This is a genomic window from Pseudarthrobacter sp. NPDC055928 (genome assembly GCF_042270935.1).
Taxonomy (GTDB): domain Bacteria; phylum Actinomycetota; class Actinomycetes; order Actinomycetales; family Micrococcaceae; genus Arthrobacter.
Map to the genome: position 1 here is coordinate 57,527 of NZ_JBHJZH010000002.1, position 22,941 is coordinate 80,467.

The 22,941-nt window shown below is 64.4% G+C and carries 17 protein-coding genes, 2 tRNA genes and 1 pseudogene; 1 reads left to right on the forward strand and 19 read right to left on the reverse strand.

Annotated elements, in window-relative coordinates; genetic code table 11:
* Positions 1 to 39: 39 nt before the first annotated feature.
* The 10 genes and pseudogenes from ACFC25_RS03365 to ACFC25_RS03410 form a co-directional block, all read right to left on the reverse strand.
* Positions 40 to 1,656 (reverse strand): GTPase, encoded by a 1,617-nt coding sequence (locus tag ACFC25_RS03365; RefSeq protein ID WP_376044030.1) that lies wholly within the window; start codon positions 1,654 to 1,656, stop codon positions 40 to 42.
* Entirely contained in the window at positions 1,653 to 3,428 is a 1,776-nt protein-coding gene (locus ACFC25_RS03370; protein WP_376044032.1) for a dynamin family protein, read from the reverse strand. Before ACFC25_RS03370 ends, ACFC25_RS03365 begins: the two co-directional genes overlap by 4 nt.
* A gap of 7 nt (positions 3,429 to 3,435) precedes the next feature.
* Positions 3,436 to 4,005 carry an acyltransferase family protein gene (locus ACFC25_RS03375; RefSeq protein ID WP_376044364.1) on the reverse strand — a complete coding sequence of 190 codons (570 nt, stop codon included), beginning with the start codon at positions 4,003 to 4,005 and terminating at the stop codon, positions 3,436 to 3,438.
* Between the two features lie 11 nt (positions 4,006 to 4,016).
* A pseudogene (locus ACFC25_RS03380) lies at positions 4,017 to 4,310 on the reverse strand (acyltransferase family protein); the annotation flags it as partial.
* Positions 4,311 to 4,432: 122 nt separating this feature from the next.
* Positions 4,433 to 4,505: transfer RNA gene (locus ACFC25_RS03385), tRNA-Glu, on the reverse strand.
* Between the two features lie 130 nt (positions 4,506 to 4,635).
* Positions 4,636 to 4,707, reverse strand: a tRNA-Gln gene (locus tag ACFC25_RS03390).
* A gap of 151 nt (positions 4,708 to 4,858) precedes the next feature.
* Positions 4,859 to 5,596, reverse strand: coding sequence for an HAD family hydrolase (locus ACFC25_RS03395; RefSeq protein WP_337352137.1), 738 nt, complete (start codon positions 5,594 to 5,596; stop codon positions 4,859 to 4,861).
* Positions 5,596 to 7,110, reverse strand: coding sequence for a glutamate--tRNA ligase (gene gltX / locus ACFC25_RS03400; protein WP_376044033.1), 1,515 nt, complete (start codon positions 7,108 to 7,110; stop codon positions 5,596 to 5,598). The genes ACFC25_RS03395 and gltX overlap by 1 nt, the downstream gene beginning before the upstream one ends.
* A 71-nt stretch (positions 7,111 to 7,181) precedes the next feature.
* Entirely contained in the window at positions 7,182 to 7,958 is a 777-nt protein-coding gene (locus ACFC25_RS03405) for a fumarylacetoacetate hydrolase family protein (RefSeq protein ID WP_337348933.1), read from the reverse strand.
* A 41-nt stretch (positions 7,959 to 7,999) separates the two neighbouring features.
* Complete coding sequence (locus ACFC25_RS03410; protein WP_376044034.1) at positions 8,000 to 8,800, reverse strand: MBL fold metallo-hydrolase; 801 nt, start codon at positions 8,798 to 8,800, stop codon at positions 8,000 to 8,002.
* A 125-nt stretch (positions 8,801 to 8,925) separates the two neighbouring features.
* On the opposite strand from ACFC25_RS03410, the gene ACFC25_RS03415 reads away from it, so the two are divergent.
* Complete coding sequence (locus ACFC25_RS03415; RefSeq protein ID WP_376044036.1) at positions 8,926 to 9,525, forward strand: hypothetical protein; 600 nt, start codon at positions 8,926 to 8,928, stop codon at positions 9,523 to 9,525.
* A 120-nt stretch (positions 9,526 to 9,645) separates the two neighbouring features.
* Here ACFC25_RS03415 and ACFC25_RS03420 read toward each other — a convergent pair whose 3' ends face one another.
* The 9 genes from ACFC25_RS03420 to ACFC25_RS03460 form a co-directional block, all read right to left on the reverse strand.
* Positions 9,646 to 10,758, reverse strand: coding sequence for a branched-chain amino acid aminotransferase (locus tag ACFC25_RS03420; RefSeq protein WP_376044038.1), 1,113 nt, complete (start codon positions 10,756 to 10,758; stop codon positions 9,646 to 9,648).
* 111 nt (positions 10,759 to 10,869) lie between these two features.
* The gene (locus tag ACFC25_RS03425) at positions 10,870 to 11,922 is read right to left on the reverse strand and encodes a 3-isopropylmalate dehydrogenase (protein ID WP_310161981.1); all 1,053 of its coding nucleotides are present in this window, start codon (positions 11,920 to 11,922) and stop codon (positions 10,870 to 10,872) included.
* Between the two features lie 171 nt (positions 11,923 to 12,093).
* The gene (gene metG, locus ACFC25_RS03430) at positions 12,094 to 13,653 is read right to left on the reverse strand and encodes a methionine--tRNA ligase (protein ID WP_376044040.1); all 1,560 of its coding nucleotides are present in this window, start codon (positions 13,651 to 13,653) and stop codon (positions 12,094 to 12,096) included.
* A 33-nt stretch (positions 13,654 to 13,686) separates the two neighbouring features.
* Positions 13,687 to 14,442, reverse strand: coding sequence for an ABC transporter ATP-binding protein (locus ACFC25_RS03435; RefSeq protein ID WP_131131755.1), 756 nt, complete (start codon positions 14,440 to 14,442; stop codon positions 13,687 to 13,689).
* Positions 14,439 to 17,234, reverse strand: a complete 2,796-nt coding sequence (locus tag ACFC25_RS03440) for an FtsX-like permease family protein (RefSeq protein WP_337345921.1) — start codon at positions 17,232 to 17,234, stop codon at positions 14,439 to 14,441. Before ACFC25_RS03440 ends, ACFC25_RS03435 begins: the two co-directional genes overlap by 4 nt.
* Before the next feature lie 206 nt (positions 17,235 to 17,440).
* Complete coding sequence (serA, locus tag ACFC25_RS03445; RefSeq protein WP_337345920.1) at positions 17,441 to 19,030, reverse strand: phosphoglycerate dehydrogenase; 1,590 nt, start codon at positions 19,028 to 19,030, stop codon at positions 17,441 to 17,443.
* Positions 19,031 to 19,157: 127 nt separating this feature from the next.
* Positions 19,158 to 20,261, reverse strand: a complete 1,104-nt coding sequence (gene ilvC, locus ACFC25_RS03450; protein ID WP_337345919.1) for a ketol-acid reductoisomerase — start codon at positions 20,259 to 20,261, stop codon at positions 19,158 to 19,160.
* A gap of 22 nt (positions 20,262 to 20,283) precedes the next feature.
* Positions 20,284 to 20,796: an acetolactate synthase small subunit gene (ilvN, locus tag ACFC25_RS03455; RefSeq protein WP_055796055.1), complete on the reverse strand. Its 513-nt coding sequence runs from the start codon at positions 20,794 to 20,796 to the stop codon at positions 20,284 to 20,286.
* A gap of 2 nt (positions 20,797 to 20,798) precedes the next feature.
* Positions 20,799 to 22,706, reverse strand: a complete 1,908-nt coding sequence (locus ACFC25_RS03460; RefSeq protein ID WP_337345918.1) for an acetolactate synthase large subunit — start codon at positions 22,704 to 22,706, stop codon at positions 20,799 to 20,801.
* Positions 22,707 to 22,941 lie beyond the last annotated feature (235 nt).

Genomic DNA, 22,941 nt, shown 5'->3' on the forward strand with positions numbered 1-22,941 from the left:
GGCACCAGCTGAAGCGGCGGACCCAGGCGGGCAGTGGCGCTACGCCGCCCCCGCTTTGTCCAGAGCGGTATTGAATGACCTGTGTCGGCTGACCTCAAGGTCAACAGGTTCCACCACCAAGGCCTGGGCAACCTCTCCGACGGCGGCACGGAGGCGCTTCCTGGCCGTGGTGGCCCGGGCCCGGGCGGCTACGGCCCCGATGAACTTCCCCGTAAGCGCCAGGAAAATTCCCAGGGCGGCTCCCCCGGCAATCATCAGGGTTGGGATCGGCCAGCCTTCAACCCGCGGCACGTCGGGGACAGGCAACTGGAGGTAGCCCAGCCCAGCCAGCACTCCCAGCCATCCGAGGCCGCCGAGAACGGTCAGCAGGGCAAGCCACTGGAACAGGTTGAAGACCGGCCACCACCAGGACTTCCGCGCGGCGAGCAGGTCCGTGCCCGCAATGGCCTGGTCGAGGGCGTCCGGGAGCCGCTCCCTGCCTTCACGGGCAGCATCCCGGATGGCAGCGCGCCACGGGCCGGGCGCGCCCGCGCTGGCGTCGTCGCCGAACTGGCGGACGGCGGCATCCGTCCGCGCGCGTTCGGGCGCCCCGGCGGGTGGCAGCGACGTGCGGCCGAGTTCGGATGGGGCACTGCTACGCAGGTTAAGCCGCCGCAGGGGGTCAGGCCGGAATTTCAGCAGCCAGCGGGTCACCGGCCACCCGGTGCGGCGGGCCGCTTCCAGGCGGTAGGAGCGGTCCACGGCTCCCACCACCAGGGGCACGTTGGCAGCCGAGGCCAACGCATCCGCAAGTCGCGTTTTAGACCCGGGCCGGACACCGGCGGCCTCGCCGGCTCCGGAGGCGTCCCGCAGCCGTGCGACGGCGCGGGACACGTCAGCTGTGAGTCGCTGTGAAGACGCCTGCCGCCGCACCACCACGTGCCGAATAGCGGCCCTGACACGGTCCACCCCTGCGCCGGTGACGGCAGAAGCACCGATCACCTCGACCTGCCCCAGGCCGTCCACGGCGAGGATTCCCTTCAATGATTCCAGCACGGGCTGGACGTCCCTCTCCGGCAGCCGGTCGGTTTGGTTGAGCACCACGAGGGTGATGGAACCGTGCGCTGCCAGCGGTGCAAGGAAGCCGTTATGAACCGCGGCATCGGCGTATTTTTGCGGATCGAGCACCCAAACCAGGACATCCACCATGCCCACCATCCGCTGCACGATCTCACGGTTGGCTGCCCTCGTGGAATCGAAGTCCGGCAAGTCGAGGAGAATCAGCCCGGTTTCCTCATCCGCGAACCCGGGCACGGGCGCGGCATGGTGCCGGCTGCGAACATCCAGCCAGTCCAGCAGCGGTTCGCTGCCTTCCGCTCCCCAGACTCCTGCCAAAGGTTCGGTGGTGGTTGGCCGCCGAACGGCCGCCGTCGCGATTTCGGCGCCGCTGACGGCGTTGAAGAGCGATGACTTGCCGCTTCCGGTGGCGCCGAAAAAGCCAACAACCGTGTGGTCGGCGGAGAGGGACCGCCGGGACGTGGCGCGCTCCAGCAGCCTCAACACGTCTTGCAAGACATCGTCGGGCAGCACGCCCTCGGCGAGTTCACGGGCACTATTGAGGGCTTCAAGGCGGGCGTCCAGCTGCGACGAGACACGGGCAGCGGTGTGGCGGCTCATGCGGTGTCCGCAAGCCGCGTCAGGGCTTCAACATGGCGGGCCAGCAGAGCCCGGTCAGCGGGCACCTCGGGGAGCCGGTCAAGGAACTTTCGCTGCTCCTCCGCCAGCAGCTTCCGGGTGCGCTGGTGGAGATCCTCCCGTGCTTTCCGGGCAAGCCGGCGGACCGCGTCTTCACCGAAGACCGCTTCCAGCAGCTTTTGGCCCACGATGGCGGTGCCGCCGGCCACGCCCACCTCCAGGCCAGTGAGCCCGGCGGTCATGGAAAACACCACGACCATCAGCGCTGCCCCGAGGCCGTTGATCCCGAAGGACAACCATCTGGCCTGGGTACGTTTTTCCTGCCCTTCAGTCCGGATCAGTTCCATCAGGTCCGCCTGCCAGGCCCGGATCTCCGCCGCCACGGTTCCGGGGAAATCCATAGCTGCCCCTGAGAGGTCCTCGGTTCCGAGCAACTGACGGCCTGCCGGGTCTGCGCGCCACCGCTTGTCTGCCTGCTCGGCAGCGTTGGCGGCCTCATCGAGGATGACAGCCTGCAGCCCGGATTCGATGGCGGCCTCGACCTTGACGGCCGGGGCAGGTTCGCCGCGGAAGAACGCGCCCGCCCGGTCTCGCAGGCGCCCGATGCCCTGTTCAAGGCTGCGGAAGAACTCCCCCGTTCCCACGAAGTCCTGCCAGCGGGCAAGGACCTCTCCCCGCAACAGGGCGCCATCCTTCGTCGCATCAAGGATCCGCGTTTCCGCATCACGATAGGCCGTGAGGGTTTCAGCCCTGAGCCCCGCCGCAGCCTGCTCCTGCTCGTCCTGCGCCCGCGCCACGCTGCCAATCCGGCCCGCCAATGCCTTCACGGTTCCGTTGAGGGTCCGCCGGGCAATCTGTCCCCTGCCTGCGGCGTCAGCGGCCAGGCTGTGCAGCCAGGTACGGAGAGGCTCCACTGCGGCAGGGGGGAGCATGCCGAGCGCGTCAAGGTCAGTCTCGGCAATGATGAACAGTCCCGCCGAACCCAGGCCTTCCCTGCCCAGCAGGCTCCGCAGGTCCGCAGAAACTTCTGCCTCTGCCTCGGCCGGTACACGGTCCAACACCACGGCCACCAGGATGTCGCGGGAGGCCGCGTTCAGCAGCAGTTTCCACGGAACGGCGTCGGCGTAGCGGTTCGCCGTGGTGACGAACACCCACAGGTCCGCGGCAGCGAGCAGTTGTCCGGCCAGCCTGCGGTTGTCCTCGGAAATGGAATCGACATCCGGCGCATCAAGCAGGGCAATGCCCTGCGGAACGGCGCTGTCCGCGACCAGCACGAGCGACGTGACGGCCGACGGGTCCGGGACAGCACCGGCCCTGCTGGCCGGGACTGGCTGCGAAGATACGGTGCCACGGATCCGGTTGAGGCTCGGCAGGACCCGTTTCCCTTGGAACCAGCCGGCATCGGCCGGATGGTGCAGCAGGGTGGGCTGCCTTGTGGTGGGCCTGATAGCCCCTGAACGCGTGACGGGATGCCCGACCAGGGCGTTGACGAGTGTTGACTTTCCGGCGCCGGTGGAACCTCCAACGACGGCAAGGAGGGGCGCCTCAAGGCTCCGGTACCGGGGAAGGATGTAGTCATCAAGCTGTGCGATGGCATTCCTGAGCTCCATCCTGGCCTGTTCAGCACCCGGTGTCAGGAGGGGAAAGGTGACCTTGGACAGTTCCAGCCGTACGGCCTCAAGGAGATCCACGCCAGCGGCCGCTGGCGTGGCCGGAGGACGATCTGGCCGGTCGGGCTGGTTGTCGGTGGTCACAGCATCATCATGCCAGTTCTGCAAGCCTTCGCTGGGTGTCCCGCGAGCGGCGCCAACGCTGCGCCGGCCCTTCCACGTAGCGGCAGGAAAGCCACGCCAGCGGGGCAACGGCCAGCAGGGAGGCGCCAGCGAACACTAATGGCGGAACGGCAGTATGGACGCCCTGGGCAGCCAGGAACTGCTGGACGGGCCAACCGTAAATGTAGACACCATAGGAAATGTCATAGCGGGATCCCACGGCCGCCAAAGGCACGTAGAGGGAACCAGCCAGCACAAGGACGCACAGTGGGAGGTGGATCAGCGACGAGACAAACCCTTTCCCGGCAATGACCAGCATCGTGACGGCGCATACCCCAAGCGTGATGGGCGTGGCGGGAATTCGCTCCCGAAAGAGGTACACCAGGGAACCCGCCAGAAAGGTGACAACCGGGATCAACGGCCAGTCGTAGGGAGTCGGTGAGGCGAGCCATCCGGCGTCGACGGCGAAAACAGCTGCGGAACCGAGGACAAACAGGAAAAGTACTGCCACTCGCGCCAGTTCCAGGCGGAAGATTCCAAACGCGAGTCCGATGAACATATAGCAGACGATCTCACAAAGGCCACCGCCGCAACGCAGACGGCCAAACCGGGAAATATCCGAAGAAACCTTGCGCGGCAGTAACTCACCGCCGACCTCGAATGTACTCGGCTCCGGGTGATCAGGTATCCCGAAATTCCGAAAAATCCGATGACGGCCCACGTGCCCAGTTTCATGCCACCCGGTTGCGGTTCAGCGCCGTAGCCGCCGAGCCACCAGGAATGGGACACGATCACTAGGGCAGCGAGTATCAGCCTCAGCGCATTTAATGAGTTTTTGCCCTCGTCAAACCGGTGTCCAAGCATGCCCGCTCCCCCAATAAGTGATGGGGTTCACAGTAGTGCAGCGAAGCGCGGCGAAGCCATAGTTCGGCAACCCTGGGGAAACGAGAAACGGCCCCGGGCTAGTGCCCGGGACCGTTCAGAGGTGACCCCAGCGGGATTCGAACCCGCGTTACCGCCGTGAGAGGGCAGCGTACTAGGCCGCTATACGATGGGGCCGCGTACTTCCAAAACAGCATCTCTGCCGTTCAGGCTAAGTGAGTATTTCATACACTCAGCCCGTGTTTCAAATCGGCGGAACCGCTTTGAAACCCCTGATTTTCCGCGGAAATCCGTGGATTTATCAGAGCTGGGATACCAGGACTCGAACCTAGAATGACGGTACCAGAAACCGTAGTGTTGCCAATTACACCATATCCCAATGGAACTTTCGGGCCGGATCCGTTGGTCTAAACCAGCGCTCCCGGCGCCTCAGCACGAGTAATTACTTTACCCGAGACTTTTCCACCGCACAAATCGAGCCGCCGTTACGTGGATCACACGTGTCCGGCGGCAGCCGGCAAGGCAAGGGGTCAGCCCAGCAACCCTGCCAGGGACGTGACCTCGTGGCCGGCATAGCCCTGCCGCGGCTCCCCCACCCTGTTGAGCCAAACGCCCAACAGGCCCGCCGCCGTCGAACCTTCCGCATCCAGCATCCGGTTATCTCCCACATACAGGGTGTCCGCGGGGAGCGTGCCAAGGAGGCGGACGCCTTCAAGGTAGATCGCAGGCTCCGGCTTGGCCACGCCCACGGTGTCCGTTCCGACCAGGCGCTTTATCCTGTCCAGGCCGGCGCCGTCCAGCTTGGCCCGCTGGTAGTCATGGACGTTGTTGCTCACCGCGCCGTAGGGAACACCGGCTGCATCAAGGGCTTCAAGAAGCGGGACGACATCCTCGAAGGCCCTCACATACCCCGGCTGGACGCGCCCGTAAGCGGAAAGCCACTGATGGGCCTCCTCGCCGTCGGCAAGGTCCACGCCGAAATGGCCCAGGGCCGCGCGGCCACGAAGCAGCCGTTGGTCGTTGAAGGTCAGTTCCCCGGCCAGGTAGCGGTCGTAGTAGTGGGTGGTTTCGTGCGTGAAGATCCTGCCGAACCGCTCCCAGCCGGCCTGGTCCAGGCCAGGAAGGAGGTGTTCGCTGACCTCGCGCAGGGCGGTGGTCATGGCGTATTCAAGGTCCACCAGGGTGTCATCTATGTCGAAGAGAACCCCCCTGATGGTGCCGAACGGCGTCTCAAGGAAACCGTCAGCTCGCTGGCCGGGAGAAGCCATCAGCCGCGGAAGGTGCGGAGCCGGGCAAGGGAGGAGTCCTTGCCGAGGATCACCATGGACTCGAACAAGGGCGGCGAGATCCGACGCCCGGAGATGGCTGTCCGGACCGGACCGAACGCCAGCCGTGGCTTGATCCCCAAGTCCTCCACGAGGGCCTGCTTCAGGGCGGCCTGGATGTTCTCAGGGTTCCACTCCGCAATGGGCTCCAGCGCCGCGATGGCGGCCGCGAGGACCTCGCTGAGATTCTCCGGCATGCCCTTGCGGGCGTCGTCGGCGACGTCGATGGCATCGTCTGATTTGAACAGGAATCCCAGCATCTCCGGCGCCTCGCCCAGCAACGTGATGCGTTCCTGGATCAGCGGCGCGGCTTCGGTAAGGATTTCTTCCTGGCGCGCTGTGGGCTGCTCCCCCACGAAGCCTGCAGTGCGCAGGTACGGCACAAGCCGGTCACGGAAGTCTTCCGGGTCGAGCATGCGGATGTGGGTGCCGTTGATGGCCTCGGCCTTTTTGATGTCGAACCGCGCCGGGTTGGCCAGTACGTCCTTGACGTCAAAGTATTCAATCAACTGGTCCACGGTGAAGATGTCCTCATCGGCCGAAAGGCTCCAGCCGAGCAGCGAGAGGTAGTTCAGCAGGCCTTCGGGAATGAATCCACGGTCGCGCAGCAGGAACAGGTTGGACTGCGGGTCACGCTTGGACAGCTTCTTGTTCCCCTCACCCATCACGTACGGGAGGTGGCCAAAGAGCGGCAGGTAGCTGGCGACGCCGATGTCCATCAGGTAGCGGATCAGCACCACCTGGCGGGGAGTGGAGGACAGGAGGTCCTCGCCGCGCAGCACGTGCGTGATCCCCATCAGGGCGTCGTCGACGGGGTTCACCAGCGTGTACAGCGGGGATCCGTCAGCACGAACGATGACGTAGTCCGGAATACTTCCGGCTTTGAACGTGATGTCGCCGCGGACCAGGTCAGTGAAAACGACGTCCTCGTCAGGCATCCGGACGCGCAGGACCGGCTGGCGGCCCTCGGCCCTGAACGCCGCGAGCTGATCTTCACTGAGTTCGCGGTCAAAGTTGTCGTAACCGAGCTTGGGGTCGCGTCCGGCGGCACGGTGGCGTGCCTCGACTTCCTCCGGCGAGGAGTAGCACTCGTAGGCGTAACCCGCTTCAAGGAGCTTGGCGACTACGTCCTTGTAGAGGTCCAGCCGCTGAGACTGACGGTACGGCTCGTGCGGACCGCCGACCTCCACGCCCTCTTCCCAAGTGATCCCCAGCCATTTCAGGGCTTCCAGCAACTGCTGGTAGCTCTCTTCCGAGTCGCGTGCTGCGTCCGTGTCCTCAATGCGGAACACAAACGTGCCCTTGGTGTGCTTGGCGTGGGCCCAATTGAACAGGGCCGTGCGGATCAGGCCCACGTGCGGCGTCCCGGTGGGTGAGGGGCAGAACCGGACACGCACGGGGGTGTCGGCGGTAACGGTGGGGACGGAGGCAGGGTTCGACGCAGAAGCAGTAGTCATAGTGGCTCCAACTTTACCGCCTGCTGCCTGCCCTGCTGCTCCGTCCCGGGACCCTTGGGTTGGGCGGACCGTCAGCGGCGCACGATGGGGTTGGACAGCCGCCCGATCCCTTCGATCTCCACTTCATAGCGGTCGCCGGCCTGCACCAGGCCCACCCCGGCAGGAGTTCCAGTCATGATGACATCCCCCGGCAGCAGGGTGAATGCCTGCGAGACGATGGACACCAGTTCCCGGACGCTGCGGATCATTTGGCTGGTACTGCCGTCCTGCCGCAGCTCGCCGTTCAGCCGGCCCTGGATCTGGAGGTCCTCGGTGTCCAGTTCGGTCTCGATCCACGGCCCCAGCGGTGCCGATGTGTCAAAGCCCTTGGCACGCGCCCACTGCAGGTCCGTTTTCTGGACATCCCGGGCGGTGAGGTCGTTACCGCACGTGTACCCGAAGATGACGTCGTCGACGCGTTCCTCCGGGACGTCCTTGCAGATCCGGCCAATGACCACGCACAGCTCGGCCTCGAAGGAGACTTCCTCGGAAAATTCAGGCAGCACAACGGGGTCGTTCGGGCCCACTACGGACGTGTTGGGCTTCAGGAAGAGCAGCGGATGGGCAGGCACCTCGTTGCCGAGTTCATGGGCATGCTCCACGAAGTTGCGGCCAACGCCAATCACCTTGCTGCGGGGAATGATCGGCGCGAGCAGGCGGACGTCTTCGAGCTTGTGGTGGACCGCCGTACGCTCCACGCCGTTAAAGAACGGGTCACCGTGGATGACAGTGATTTCCTCACTGCCTGGCTGGCCCTCCACAATGCCGTAAAGGGGATCAGAATCGACTACAAACCTGGCAATACGCATGGTTCCCAGCCTACAGTCTTCGGCCGTGCGGCCCGGCGCATTCAACGGTGCCCGGCGCCTCCGCGCAGGTAGTCCAGCTGCGCTGCGACAGACATTTCGGCCGCACGCCGCACAGATGGTCCGACGTCGGAATACACGGCGTCGGCGACGTCACTGACGGCGGCGTTGCGGCCCAGCCGGTCCAGTGCGGCCCGGATCTGGTCGAGGCGTTCGTGCCGGTGGCCTCGGTAGTCGCGGACGATCGCCTCCAGGGACGGCAGCACTGGCCCGTGGGCAGGCAGGACCGTTGCGGCGCCCAGCGCTTCCAGCCTGTCCAGCGAGGCAAGGTAGTCACCCAGCGTCCCGTCCGGGTAGTCCAGCATGGTGGTGCCGCGGCCCAGGATGGTGTCGCCGGTCAGCACGGAACCGCGGCCGCCGTCGTCGGGAAGGTGGAAGCAGACGGAATCAGAGGTGTGGCCGGGTGTGGCCACGACGCGGATTTCCAGGCCCGCCATCAGGATAGTCTCGCCGTCCAGCAGGGGCGACCCGCCGCCATGGCAGTGCGCGCGTTCGGCGGCTCGGACCGGCGCGCCCGTCAGCTGATGCAGCGCGGCTGAACCGGCCGTGTGGTCCGCGTGCCGGTGCGTGACCAGGATGAGTTCGACGGGTCCAGCAGCCGCCAGCGCCTGAAGATGCTGTTCGTGCAGCGGGCCGGGGTCCACGACAACAGCGGACGGGCTACCGCCACCCCGTAATACGTAGGAGTTGGTGCCCTCCAGGCTCATGGGTCCTGGATTGGGGGCAAGGACGAACTGCGTCAAGGCAGAGCTGCGCTGCAGGCCAGGGCTGGAAGCTGAAGTCACAAACCCATCTTTGCACCAGCCGCGGCCCCGGCACCGGTCCCGCCGCCGGAATAGAACAGCCAACAAACCGGGTTGACCACCATGAAGAGCACAAGATCTCCATCAGGAAAGCCGGAACCGGACACATGAGCGACACACCCCGCACCATTGCAGACCTCATCGCCGAAGCTGACTCAGCTGGCCATGACCACGCTGCCACCGAGAAAAACAGCGGTCTGCAGCACATCCATAACTACGCGACTGGAGCCATCGTGTGGTTTCCCACATGGCGGACGTTCCGCGGGACGTCCGACTGGAGCGAGGCGGTGGAAGGCGTCGCGGAGGATTTCCGGTCACGTCCAACACCCGTCGAAGAACAGGCGGCCACCTTCCTGGCTGATGACCTGGCTGCACTCCTCAGACGCGCTGCTGCCTCCAGCGATGCGAACGTTTTTGTCCAGGAAAACCTGGTCCACCATCTGACGCGGACCTGGGCCGTCGCGGATGCCGTCGCGAAGGCAACGGGCAGGGAACTGCCCACAGGCAACACCACGCCGTCCATTTTTGCGGGCTATCCCTATGATGTGTACGCGCAGGATGGCGGCACCTTCGCAACGACGCTGTGGAACGACATGGTAGACGCCCGCCGCAACCAGGCCCTCAAGGACGAAGCTGCCCGCAAGGCCCTGAAGCCGGTGTCCCGCAAGGCGCTCAAGAACGCTGCCCGGAAGGCCGCGCGGCGCTGATGCCCGGGGCCGGCTTTGCCTGCAGAAATGGAAGAACGACGGCGGTTGCCCGGCACTGCGCTTGACGTACCGCAGTGCCGGCCAGCCGCCGTCGTACCTTTCTCTTGCGCTGTATCCCGTCTAGGCCAGGCGGGTCAGCCAGCCGTGCGTGTCTGGCAGGGCGCCGGTCTGGATGCCCAAAAGCTTCTCGCGGATGGCCATGGTGGTCTCCCCCGCTTTGGCGTCTTCGGAGCCAATGAACTCCGTGGCGTCCTTCAGCACGCCAATGGGAGTGATAACAGCAGCGGTTCCGCAGGCGAACACCTCGGTGATCTCGCCGGAGGCCACGCCGTCACGCCACTCGTCCAGTGTGATCTTGCGTTCGGTGACGTCGCGTCCCATGTCCTTGGCCACCTGGATGACTGACATCCGGGTGACGCCCTCGAGGATGGTGCCGGTGAGGGCTGGAGTGACCAGGGAGCCGTCCTTCATCACGAAGAAGACGTTCATGCCGCCGAGCTCTTCAACGGCGTTGTCATTGAACTGGTCCAGGAACAGGACCTGCTTGCAGCCGTTGGCCTCTGCCTCCTGCTGGGCGATCAGCGAGGCCGCGTAGTTGCCACCGCACTTTGCCGCTCCCGTGCCGCCGCGGCCTGCGCGTGCATACTCACGGGAAATCCAGATGGAAACGGGCTTCAGTTCGCCGCCGAAGTAGTTGCCGGCCGGGGAAGCAATGACGCGGAACGACACTTCACGCGCCGCACGAACACCCAGGAAAGCCTCGGTGGCGATCATGAACGGACGCAGGTACAGGGCCTCGCCATCGCCGGCCGGAACCCATTCCTTGTCTGCGGCAACCAGCTCACGGATGGCGCCCAGGAAGTACTCCACGGGAAGCTCCGGCAAGGCCAACCGGCGGGCGGACTTGTTCAGGCGGGCGGCGTTGGCTTCAGGGCGGAACGTCCAGATGGATCCGTCGGCGTGGCGGTAGGCCTTGAGACCTTCGAAGATCTCCTGGCCATAGTGCAAAACTGCCGCGGACGGGTCCAGCGAAATCGGTCCGTAGGCCTCGACCCGGGGGTCGTACCAGCCGCCCTCGCCGTGCTCGTCGACGCTGTAGTCGACGATGGCGGTGTGGTCGGTGAAGTAGTTGCCGAACCCTGGGTTGGCCAGGATGGCTGCACGCTCTTCAGCGGACTTCGGGGTTGCCGAGGGCTGCTGGTTGAATTCGACGCCATGGGCGGTCTGAGTCATGGTTCCTCCACGATCGGCTGCCTGTGGATGTGGTTCATCCTTGAACCCCAGGGCAGCATTTGGTGATTCGAAACTAGCTTACGCCGGTTAACCGAGTCTCTAGGGCACGGCCTAGAGCGCTGCAGCGATGGCATCTCCGATGGCACTGGTGGTGCGGGAGCCGCCGTCGCGGTTTTCGACGTCGGTGATGACCGCCGCTTCGATCTTCCGGGCCGCCTCGGTGTAGCCGAGGTGGTCCAGCAGAAGTGCCGCTGACAGGATGGCGGCGGTGGGGTCCGCCTTCTGCTGCCCGGCGATGTCCGGTGCGGAACCGTGCACGGGTTCGAACATGGAGGGCGCGGTGCGGTCCATGTTGATGTTGCCCGAGGCGGCCAGCCCGATGCCGCCGGTGATGGCCGCGGCGAGGTCCGTCAGGATGTCACCGAAGAGGTTGTCTGTGACAATCACGTCAAAGCGCGACGGATCGGTGACCATGAAGATCGTGGCCGCGTCTACGTGCAGGTAGTCGTGGGTGACCTCGGGGAATTCCTTGGCCACAGCCTCAACGGTCCGCTTCCACAGGTGGCCGGCGAAGACCAGGACGTTGTGCTTGTGGACAAGGGTGACGTGCTTGCGTTCGCGTGCGCTGGCACGGCGGAAGGCATCCCGGACTACACGCTCCACGCCGTGAGCGGTGTTCAGTGAGACCTCGGTGGCTACTTCGTGCGGAGTGCCGCCGCGCAGCGTGCCGCCGTTGCCGACGTAGGGGCCCTCGGTTCCTTCACGGACGACAATAAAATCGATGGTTCCAGGGTTGGCCAGTGGGCTCCCCACCGTGCCAAAGAGCCGGGATGGCCGCAGGTTGACGTAGTGGTCCAGGCTGAAGCGGAGCTTGAGCAGCATCTCCCGCTCGATGATGCCGGACGGGATCCGGGTGTCGCCGGGTGCTGCACCAACCGCGCCGAAGAGAATCGCGTCGCGCGTCCGCAGGTCCTCCAGGACCTCATCCGGAAGGGTCTCCCCCGTGGCCAGCCAGTGTTCGGCCCCGAGCTTGTAGTGGTGCTGCTCGAGGTCAACACCTTCGGCGGCGACGGCCTTTTCGAGGACCTTCAGTGCCTCGGCAATGACCTCGGGGCCAATGCCGTCACCGGGAATGACAGCGAGATTGATGGTGGATGCGCTCATGATTTCAGGGTAGCCAAGTCATCCACATTCTGGTCAAACCGTCTCATTATTCGAAACCCCCGACGCTCTCCCGGTTCCTGCACGTTTCGGGGCGGCCCTCTCTCACTTCCTGCACCTTAACGACAAACGCTCTCTCACCTCGGAAAAGGAAGTGAGAGAGCGTCCGTGATGCTAGGCCTCGGTGGGGTCCTCGTACTTGGGGAAAACCGGGGCCGGAGCGGGCAGCGGCGTTCCTGCCGCGATCGGTGTGGTGAGCGCGGAGAACTGCCGGGACGCGCCGTCGGGCTGGCCGAGTGTATCCAGCAGCGCAGCTGTGGCAGTGGGCATGACCGGCTGCGCGAGGATAGCCACAATCCGAAGCACTTCCAGCGTCACGTACAGCACTGTGTTCATGCGTTCGACGTCGGTCTTGCGCAGGACCCAGGGCGCCTGGTCCGCAAAGTAGGCGTTGGTGTCTCCCAGGACGGCCCAGATGGCCTCAAGGGCGCGGCTGAACTCCTGCTTTTCGAAGGCGGCCCGTGCCGCCTCGAGCAACCCGTTGGCCTGCTCCAGGATCGCCGTATCCGCAGCGGTGAATGTACCGGGTACCGGTACCTTGCCTTCGCAGTTCTTGGCCACCATGGACAGTGACCGCTGAGCCAGGTTTCCGAAGTTGTTGGCGAGGTCGGAGTTCATGCGCCCCACGATGGCTTCGTGGTTGTAGCTGCCGTCGGCGCCGAACGGGACCTCGCGGAGGAAGAAAAACCGTACCTGGTCCAGGCCGTACTGCGCCACGAAATCTGCGGGCGCCACGACGTTGCCGAGTGACTTGGACATCTTGACGCCGTTGTTGTGCAGGAAGCCGTGGATCATGACGCGCTTGGGCAGTTCCAGCCCGGCGCTCATCAGGAAGGCTGGCCAGTAGATGGCGTGGAAGCGCGAGATGTCCTTGCCGATGACGTGGACGTCGGCGGGCCAGAATTTCCTGAACGATTCCGAGTCGACATCGGGGTAGCCCACACCGGTGAGGTAGTTCGTGAGGGCGTCCACCCAGACGTACATCACGTGCTTGTCGTTGCCGGGGACGGGAACGCCCCAGTCGAAGGTGGTTCGGCTGATGGACAGGTCTTCGAGGCCGCGCTTTACGAAGCTGATGACCTCGTTGAACCGGGACTGCGGCGCGCCAAATTCGGGCTGTGCCTCATACAGCGCCAGAAGGCGCTCCTGGTAGGCGGACAGCCGGAAGAAGTAACTCTCCTCCGCAGTCCAGGTCACCTCTGTGTCGGTCTCTTTCGAGTAGCGCACGCCGTCGTCCTTGACCACGGTGTCGTCCTCAACGTAGAAAGCTTCGTCGCGGACGGAGTACCAGCCCTCATATTTGGACAGGTAAATATCGCCGTTGGCTTCCATCTTCTTCCAGATGGCCTGCGAGGCGGCGTAGTGGTCCTCGTCCGTGGTGCGGATAAACCGGTCATAGGTGATACCCAGGGCAGAGTGCGCAGCCTTGTAAACCTCGGCGTTGCGGTCCACCAGCTCCTTGGGAGTGATGCCTTCCTTTTCGGCCGTCTGGGCGATCTTCATGCCGTGTTCGTCCGTGCCGGTCAGGAACATCACGTCATAACCGTCCAACCGCTTGAACCGCGCCATGGCATCGGTGGCGATGTACTCATACGCGTGGCCGATGTGGGGCACCCCGTTGGGGTACGTGATGGCAGTGGTGATGTAGAACGGGGTTTTCTCTGGAGCAGTCACGTGCGGACGGTACCTTTGGTGCGAAGGGACGGGCTAGATAAGTTCAGTCAGCGTATCGCTCAGGCGGACCAGTTCGTGGTCGTGTGAAGCGACCAGCACTGCGATTCCGTCGTTAGTGGTGTCTTTGAGGATGCTGATGATGCGGTTGGCGGATGCCCTGTCCAGGCTTGCGGTCGGCTCGTCCACCACCAGGACACGGGTGCCCAGGATCAGCGCACGGGCAATGGCCACACGTTGGCGTTCGCCGCCCGAGAGCTGTGCGGGGCGGTGCCTCATCCGGCGGCCCAGCCCAACGAGGTCCAACAGGTCCTTGGCCATGTCGCGGCGCTGCTCCACCTCGCCGTCAGGCACGGCCGGCAGCAGCACGTTTTCCAGCGCGCTCATGCCGTCGATCAGTGCCCCGCCTTGGTCCACGTAGCCGATCAGGGCCCGACGGCGGTCGGCGATTTCGTCGTCGCCCATGCTTTCGAGCGAATCGCCTTCCCAGAAGACACGGCCCGACGTCGGCAGCGTCAGCCCCGCGCCCACGGTCAGGATGCTGGTCTTGCCGGATCCGCTTCGGCCGGCGACACAGTGCATCTCGCCGGCGTGAAGCGTCAGGTCAAAGCCTTCGACAACGCTGACAGCTTCCGCACCGCCCTTGCCCCCGCCATACCGAATGGTAATGTCGCTCAGTTCCAGCGGGGTCCCGTGGTCCGAGGCCTTGACGATGGTGTTGGCACGGGTCTGCAGGGGCGCCTCAACCGAGCCGGACCTCCGGCTCCGGTGAACATTCGTCTCGTTTGTCATTGGACCACTTTCGTTGCAATCGGTATCCAGCAAAGTACAGCCACGAGGCCGGCGACTCCGGCCCACAGGGCGGCATAGGGGGCAAGGAGGAGCCCAATGCCCAGCGCGCCCAGCACGCCCAGCGGCAGCGCCACCGTGCCCACCAGCGCGTTTTCGAATAGGCGGACCTGGCGGAGCATGTCCGGATTCCAGCCCATGGCTTCAAGGATGCCAAGGTACTGGCGTTTCGCGTTGAGCTCAAACCGTCCGGTCACCAAAGTGAGCACGAGTCCCACAATCACGCCCGAAAGGGCCAAAAGGATGCTGGGGAAAGCGACGCTGGCGGCGGCGAGTCCGCTCAGTGCGCTTGCGCCGGCGGCCCGTGGGATGTCGATGAGCAATGCGATCAAGCCGCCAACAGCGGCCCCGAAGACACCCACGGCCACGGCCAGCGAGAGCGTGTTGAACTTGTTGGTGCTGAGCTGCCTGTTGGCGAACGTCAAGGGAGAATCCACCGGGATCAGGCGCTCGTCGTGCTGCGGTTCCTGGTCCACAACGTCACGGTGCCGCAGCTGCTGCGCCGCGAAGAAGGCTGCTGCCGCATACAGCACGAGGACTGATGCGGACACGATGACCGTTGTCAGGCTCCAGCTCACAACGCTCAGGACGATTCCCGCCACGGCGAGGAGCGCGGCACCAACGCCGAATTCCTCCAGCACCCAGCTGCGGATCCGCCGTTGGGTCCAACCCATGGCGCGCAGGGTTCCGGCTTCACTCTTGCGTTTGCGGATGTAGCTGACGGTGGAGGCACCTGTCAGCAGGGCAGCTCCGCAAAGCGTCAGGAACAACAGGGTGACGTTGGTTCCGGTCAGCGAACCGGAAACGGCGTCGGCGGCGTTCTGCCGTACCCATGACTGCTGGACGGTACCCAGGGCCGATTCCTTGCCGGCGCCGTCCTTTGAGTAGCCGGGAACGAAGATGCTGGCATCCTCGCGGGCGGAGCCGGCAACAACAGTGGCTTCCAGGCCCATCTCGCGGATCTCACTGGCCAGCTTTTCGACGTCGGGCTGTGCCTGCTTCCAGCTTCCGGGGGCCTTGGCCCGGACCCGCACAGCGTCGATGACGGCGGCGTTGTCCTTATAACCGCGGGCAGCGGCGAGGCCGTAGTAGTCGGTGATTGCACCAGCCGATTGGCTCGCCAGGCCGGTGGCGCTGAGGGAGGGCTCGAGTTCGGTAGCCGTGACGTCCTTGCCGTCCGCGTCCTTGGTCAGGGTGAACGGCGTGGGGTCGTAGCCGCCCAGTGGGAGCCGGTTGACGTCGCCGGCTGCCTTTGCCACAGCTGACGGGTCAAAGGTTCCGTAGACCATCGCGAGGGGCGCCGCCAGCTTCTCCCCCGTCTCCAGGTTTTCGCGGTACGAGCGCTCATCCACGGGCTCACGCTGGGTCTGATCCACCGGACCGCCGGACGGTGTCTTCTCAGGCAGCCTGTTAACGGTCACCCACTCTCCGGGAACGGCCGACTTTTCGACGGCGCCGTTGGCCGCGGTTTCGCCATCGGTGTACTTCGGCGCGGCGGCAAAGTCGGTGCTCCAGGTGGCCGGTGTGTAAAGGCCCTGGTTGAAGTTGCCCTGGTTGCCAAGGACGGACGAGTGATCGGTTGAACCGGGCCAGGACAGCGCGAAGGGATCCTTGGACACGAACGGAAGGTAGTCCTTGTCCAGGGAACGGGAGGCAGTCCCGACCTCCTTGACCACCTTGCCGGAGTCGTCGATCTCTTCGATCTTGACGTTGTACTTCAGGTCCAGGGATGTGCCCGAACGGACAATCAGGGGGATGGCCTGTGAGTCCGCCGTGAGCTGTCCGTTACGCTTTGCCTGCTGGTACTGGGTCATCAGGGGTGCCCAGTACTTGAGCTTAACGCCCAGGAAGTCAGGGCCCTCCGCCAGCTCTTCCGTGCTGATGCCGTTGGTGAAGAGGCTTTCGAAGTGACGGCCAATGGCCCCGGCGTTGCGGGCATCGGCGGGCGGCGCCTTCTCCAACGGAGCCAGGAAGTCACCAGCCGAACCCAGCAGCGCACGTTCGGCCACAGGATCGACGGCGACGACGGACTCCGTTACCTCGGGCGACAAGGGCAGCGACACGGAAAGATTAAAGAGGTTGTGCTCGGAGCCGCCGGCCGGGTCAGGGAACTTGATCCCGGTTTCGTCCTTGGGGGCGGCAATGCGGATGCTGCTTCCTCCGGCGGCCTGTTCCTCCACGAGCTTGGCCTTGCCGAGGCTGCCTTCCGCCGTGGATTTGAAGAGGGTCTGCTCGGAGACGCCGTCGGAGCTGACGGCGCTGGCCGTGAGGCGGTACTTCTTGGCGGTGTCGCTCAGGACCGATTCTGCGGCCGGCCACTTGTCCGGTGAGGTCGCACCCGCGGCCTGGTCCGCTGTGGCGGTACCGGCGAGCCCGGCGTTGTAGCCGAGGTAGTCCATGGCGTCCAACCGCGGTGCTTCAAGGTTCTGGGTCACTCGCGAGACCAGGCTGATCGGCGCTGCCACCGACGTGCCTGTCAGGTCGCGGATGGACTCCAGCTGTTCGAAGCTGATGCCCCCGCTGCCGCTGGCGATTTCCGGCTGCATCAGCGCGCCGGATCCCGCTTTGGCCTGGACCAGAACATCGTAAAGTCCGCGTGAGTTCTCATCCACGGTCCTGTTAAGTGCGGCCTGCGACTGGCCTTGGACGAGGACCGACAAGCACATGGCTGCGATCAAGATGGCCGCGGTCAGCAGCAGCACTTTGCTTCTGATGAACCTCTGGACGGCGTTCATTGGGCTCCCTGAAACCTGGATTGCGTGCGCACACCATCATCCGCGGTTGACGGACGTGAGGATTGGTTTCCTGCCTGGTGTGCGTAAAGTATTGGCCGGCCTGCCGGCCTGGTCCTGAATCAGGACCTAGCCATTGTAAGCAGACCGGCCAATCATACGTGGCCGACGTTAAGTCGAGGTCACGCGTAGTTCACATGCTGGGGATGCTAGTCCTCGAGGTCCACTTCGCGGACCATTTCGGCGCCGATGCCTGCCTTGATGGCGTCCAGCACCTGCTGCGGCACGGAGCTGTCGATCGTCAGAAGGGCCAGGACCTGGCCACCCTCCGCCTGGCGCGCAACCTGCATTCCGGCGATGTTGATGTTGTTCATGCCCAGGATATGACCGATGGTGCCGATCACGCCGGGACGGTCGGAGTAGGCCACCACCACAAGGTGCTCGCTGATGGGAATCTCTACGTCGTAGCCGTTGAGGCCCACGAGCTTCTCAACCTGCTTGGGCCCGGTGAGGGTACCCGCAACGGAGATCTGTGAGCCGTCGCTCAGCGCACCCCTGATGGTCAGGACGTTGCGGTAGTCCTCTGCTTCCGGCGTGGTGATCAGGCGGGTGTTGATGCCGCGCTGTTCGGCAATGACCGGGGCGTTGACGTAGGAGACCTGCTCGGTCACGACATCGGCGAAGATGCCCTTCAGGGCTGCGAGTTCGAGGACCTTGACGTCCAGCGCAGCAATTTCTCCGGCAACCTCGACGTCGATCTGGGTCAGCGAGGCGTGGGTCAGCGCGGTGAAGATCCGGCCCAGCTTCTCGATCAGCGGGATGCCCGGGCGGACGTCGGGGGCAATGACCCCGCCGGCGACGTTGACGGCGTCCGGAACCAATTCTCCGGCCAACGCCAGGCGCACGGACTTGGCGACCGAAACGCCAGCCTTCTCCTGGGCCTCATCGGTGGAGGCACCCAGGTGCGGAGTCACGATGACGTTATCCAGGGTGAAGAACGGCAGATCGGTGCTGGGTTCCTTGACGAAGACATCCACGGCTGCGCCGGCGATCTGCTTGTCCTGGAGCGCGGCGTAGAGGGCTTCCTCATCCACCAGGCCGCCACGGGCGACGTTCACGACGTAGGCGGTGGACTTCATCTTGGTGAAGGCGTCCGCGCCGAGCATGCCAACGGTTTCAGGGGTCTTGGGCATGTGGATAGTGACGAAGTCGGACTGGCTCAGGAGCTCGTCGAGGCTGACCAGCCTGACGCCGAGCTGCGCCGCGCGGGCCGAGGTGATGTAGGGGTCGTAGGCGAGGATTTCGGTGTCAAAGCCCTGCAGGCGGGCGGCGACCAGGGCGCCGATGCGGCCGAGGCCGATGATGCCGATCTTCTTCTCGAAGAGTTCGATGCCCGTGTACTTCGAGCGCTTCCATTCACCGCCTTTAAGGGCGGAGCTGGCCTGCGGGATGTGCCGTGCCAGGCTCAGGATGTGGCCTACCGTCAGTTCCGCGGCGGAGACGATGTTCGAGGTGGGGGCGTTGACCACCATCACACCTGCCTGCGTTGCAGCCTTGATATCCACGTTGTCCAGGCCGACGCCGGCACGCGCGATGACCTTCAGGTTCTTCGCTGCGGCGATGGCTTCGGCGTCCACCTGCGTGGCAGAGCGGACCAGGATGGCATCCACATCGGCGATGGCGGAGAGCAGCTGGGACCGGTCGGCGCCGTCCGTCTGGCGGATCTCGAAGTCCGGGCCCAGGGCCTCGATCGTGGCGGGCGAAAGTTCTTCGGCGAGCAGTACTACGGGTTTTGACACGGTTGATCCTCTGCGTTGCAGTCCTGGGGATAAGTCAAGTCTAGGCTGACGGAAAGGCCGGGCTCACATTGTTAAGTGTGAACCCGGCCTCACTGGCGCGCCGTGAAGGGCGCGTGGGGGCGCAACCTTAGCGGGCTGCTGAGCCCTCTACGTAGTCCTCGTCCTGCTGCTGCCAGGAGAACAGACCGCGAAGTTCACGGCCGACAGCTTCGATCGGGTGCTGCTCTGCCTTGGCGCGCAGGGCCTTGAACTCCACACCGCCGTTGTCCTGGTCCTCGATGAACCGCTTGGCGAAGGCGCCGTTCTGGATGTCCGCGAGGACAGCCTTCATGTTTTCCTTCACCTCGGGGGTGATGACGCGCGGGCCGGAAACGTAGTCGCCGTACTCTGCGGTGTCGGAAACGCTCCAGCGCTGCTTGGCGATGCCGCCTTCCCACATGAGGTCAACGATGAGCTTGAGCTCGTGCAGCACCTCGAAGTAGGCGATCTGCGGCTGGTAGCCGGCTTCAGTGAGGGTTTCGAAGCCGTACTGGACCAGCTGGGAGACGCCGCCGCACAGGACGGACTGCTCACCGAAGAGGTCGGTTTCGGTTTCTTCGGTGAAGGTCGTCTTGATGACGCCGGCGCGGGTGCCGCCGATTGCCTTGGCGTAGGACTTGGCCAGGTCCCATGCAGCGCCTGATGCGTCCTGCTCAACGGCGATGATGTCGGGGATGCCGCGGCCGGCTTCGAACTCGCGGCGCACGGTGTGGCCGGGAGCCTTCGGGGCGATCAGGATGACGTCAACGCCCTCCGGGGCCTCGATGTAGCCGAAGCGGATGTTGAAGCCGTGTGCGAAGGCCAGTGCCTTGCCCGGGGTCAGCTTGTCCTTGATGGAGTCATTGAAAATCGAGCGCTGGTGCTGGTCCGGTGCCAGGATCATGATGACGTCTGCCCACTCGGCGGCGTCGGCCACGTTCTTGACCGTGAAGCCGGCGTCCTGAGCCTTGGCGATGGAGGAAGAGCCTTCCTTCAGGGCGATGGTAACTTCGACGCCGGAGTCGCGCAGGTTCAGCGCGTGGGCGTGGCCCTGGGAACCATAGCCGACAATCGCAACTTTGCGACCCTGGATGATCGACAGGTCGGCGTCGTCGTCGTAGAACATTTCAGTCACTTGGGTAACTCCTCTTGAGTGGTTTCTCTGGGTAGACAGTCTGTGGTGTTGCGGTACTGCACGGGCATTGCGCTGCATAGCGGGACGGACCCCGCCAGTTTCAAGCGCTGCGCAAGGCCCTGTCACTCATGGAGCGGGATCCCCGTCCAACGGCCAAGGTGCCGGACTGCACAATTTCGCGGATGCCGAAGGGCTCGAGCACTGACAGCAGTGCGGTGAGCTTTTCGGGGTGGCCGGTTGCTTCAATGACCACGGAGTCTGTGGAGACGTCAACCACTGAAGCACGGAACAGGTCTGCAGCCTGGGTCACCTGCAGGCGAGTCGCGGCATCCGCACGTACCTTGACCAGGATGTGGTCTCGCTGTACGGAAGATTCGGAGGTCAGCTCAACGATCTTGATCACGTTGACCAGTTTGTTGAGCTGCTTGGTGACCTGCTCAATGAGGTCACCGTCGGCATCGACGACGACGGTCATCCGGGACATGCCCGGGACTTCCGTCGGGCCGACGGCCAGGGAATTGATGTTAAAGGCCCTGCGTGCGAACAGGCTCGCGACGCGGGTCAGTACACCGGGCTTGTCTTCGACCAGAACGGACAGTGTGTGGCGGCTCATGATCAGTCCTCCTCTTCCCATTCCGGGGTCATGTTGCGGGCAACCTGGATCTGGTCGTTGCTTACTCCGGCGGGCACCATCGGCCACACCATGGAGTCGGGGCTCACCACGAAGTCGATGACCACGGGGCGGTCGTTGATCTCGAGGGCCTTCTGGATGGTTGCGTCGATGTCTTCGTCACGCTCGCAGCGGAACGAGGCACAGCCGTACGCCTCACCCAGCTTAACGAAGTCCGGAATCCGGACGGTCTCATGGCCCGTGTTCAGGTCGGTGTTGGAATAGCGGCCCTCGTAGAACAGGGTTTGCCACTGGCGCACCATACCCAGCGAGGAGTTGTTGATCACTGCAACCTTGATGGGGATCTTGTTGATCGCACAGGTGGCCAGTTCCTGGTTGGTCATCTGGAAGCAGCCGTCGCCGTCGATGGCCCAGACCACGCGGTCCGGGTCACCCACTTTGGCGCCCATGGCAGCCGGAACCGCGTAGCCCATTGTGCCGGCGCCGCCGGAGTTGAGCCAGGCATGCGGACGTTCGTACTTGATGAACTGCGCAGCCCACATCTGGTGCTGGCCCACGCCTGCCACATAGATGCCTTCGGGGCCCGTGAGTGCGCCGATGCGCTCGATGACGCGCTGCGGGGCGGAAAGCCCGTCCTCCGGTTCCGTCCAGCCCAGCGGGTAGGTTTCCTTGAGGTTGTTCAAGAACGCCCACCACGTAGTGAGGTCCGGAGTGCCGGTGGCCTCAAACTGCGAGCGTACGGCCTCGGTGAGCTCTGGAATGATTTCCTTGACGGAGCCCACGATGGGGACGTCGGCCGTGCGGTTCTTGGAGATTTCGGCGGGATCGATGTCCGCGTGGATCACCTTGGCGTTCGGCGCGAACGTCTTGAGTACGCCGGTGACGCGGTCGTCGAAGCGGGCGCCCAGGGTGATGAGGAGATCGGACTGCTGGAGGGCAGTGACGGCCGACACCGTGCCATGCATGCCAGGCATGCCCACATGCTGAGGGTGCGAATCCGGGAAAACACCGCGCGCCATCAGTGTGGTGACCACGGGGGCGCCTGTCAGCTCGGCCAACTCGCGGAGTTCCGCGGAGGCATGGGCCTTCACGACGCCGCCGCCGACATACAGGACGGGCTTGGTAGCCGCCGCGATGAGCTTTGCTGCTTCGCGGACCTGCTTGTTGTGTCCGCGAGTCACGGGCCGGTAGCCGGGGAGGTCGATCCTTGGCGGCCAGGAGAAGGTCATCTGACCCTGCTGGGCGTCCTTTGCGACATCAACGAGCACGGGCCCCGGACGCCCGGTGGAGGCCAGGTGGAACGCCTCAGCCATGACGTGCGGGATGTCGTTGGGGTCGGTCACCAGGAAAGAGTGCTTGGTGATGGGCATGGTGATGCCCACAATGTCGGCTTCCTGGAACGCGTCGGTGCCGATCACACCGCTGGACACCTGGCCGGTGATGGCCACTAGGGGCACCGAGTCCATGTGGGCGTCCATGATGGCGGTAACGAGGTTGGTGGCACCAGGGCCCGAGGTGGCAATGCAAACGCCCACCCGGCCGGTAACCATGGCATAGCCTTGCGCGGCGTGGCCGGCTCCCTGTTCGTGACGGACCAGTACGTGATTCATGCTGGAGGCCATCAAGGGGTCATAGGTAGGCAGGATCGCGCCACCAGGCAAACCAAAAATATCGTCGACGCCGAGTTCTTCGAGCGAGCGGACGATAGCTTGCGAGCCGGTCATCACCGTTGGGGGTACAACGTTGTTCGGCCCAAGGACAGGAGAGACAGCGGCAAGATCAGCGACGACTGCGGCATGGTCAGCCGTTCGGTCGGCGCGTTCCGGGGCCTTGGGGGCTCCAGCGGACTTTGTAGCCATCAGCGAGGGGCTGATCGGCGATCCTTTGCTCATCGGACTCTTCCTTGTGGATCATCTGTATTTTTGGGAACTGCGGGAAATAAAAAAACCCCTCAGCCTTGTGGCTCTTCGAGGGGTTGCGCGTGACGGTTCGTTACCCGGGGCTAATGTGCCACGCGCTTGGTAAGGACGACGACTGCATCTGCAGCGATGCCGGCGGTAACGAATGCGATCATGCGATCAGTTTTCCCTCTGCGTGAGATGCATGTCAACGACGACGATACGCATC

Coding starts and splice junctions, on each gene's coding strand:
- ACFC25_RS03405 (WP_337348933.1), bottom strand. CDS start 7,958: ATGCGTATTGCCAGGTTTGTAGTCGATTCTGATCCCCTTTACGGCATT.
- ilvN (WP_055796055.1), bottom strand. CDS start 20,796: ATGAGCCGCCACACACTGTCCGTTCTGGTCGAAGACAAGCCCGGTGTA.
- ilvC (WP_337345919.1), bottom strand. CDS start 20,261: ATGCAGCGCAATGCCCGTGCAGTACCGCAACACCACAGACTGTCTACC.
- ACFC25_RS03435 (WP_131131755.1), bottom strand. CDS start 14,442: ATGACAAACGAGACGAATGTTCACCGGAGCCGGAGGTCCGGCTCGGTT.
- ACFC25_RS03395 (WP_337352137.1), bottom strand. CDS start 5,596: ATGGCTTCTCCCGGCCAGCGAGCTGACGGTTTCCTTGAGACGCCGTTC.
- ACFC25_RS03425 (WP_310161981.1), bottom strand. CDS start 11,922: ATGAGCGCATCCACCATCAATCTCGCTGTCATTCCCGGTGACGGCATT.
- ACFC25_RS03365 (WP_376044030.1), bottom strand. CDS start 1,656: ATGAGCCGCCACACCGCTGCCCGTGTCTCGTCGCAGCTGGACGCCCGC.
- ACFC25_RS03375 (WP_376044364.1), bottom strand. CDS start 4,005: ATGTTCATCGGACTCGCGTTTGGAATCTTCCGCCTGGAACTGGCGCGA.
- ACFC25_RS03420 (WP_376044038.1), bottom strand. CDS start 10,758: ATGACTCAGACCGCCCATGGCGTCGAATTCAACCAGCAGCCCTCGGCA.
- gltX (WP_376044033.1), bottom strand. CDS start 7,110: ATGACTACTGCTTCTGCGTCGAACCCTGCCTCCGTCCCCACCGTTACC.
- ACFC25_RS03460 (WP_337345918.1), bottom strand. CDS start 22,706: ATGAGCAAAGGATCGCCGATCAGCCCCTCGCTGATGGCTACAAAGTCC.
- ACFC25_RS03440 (WP_337345921.1), bottom strand. CDS start 17,234: ATGAACGCCGTCCAGAGGTTCATCAGAAGCAAAGTGCTGCTGCTGACC.
- ACFC25_RS03415 (WP_376044036.1), top strand. CDS start 8,926: ATGAGCGACACACCCCGCACCATTGCAGACCTCATCGCCGAAGCTGAC.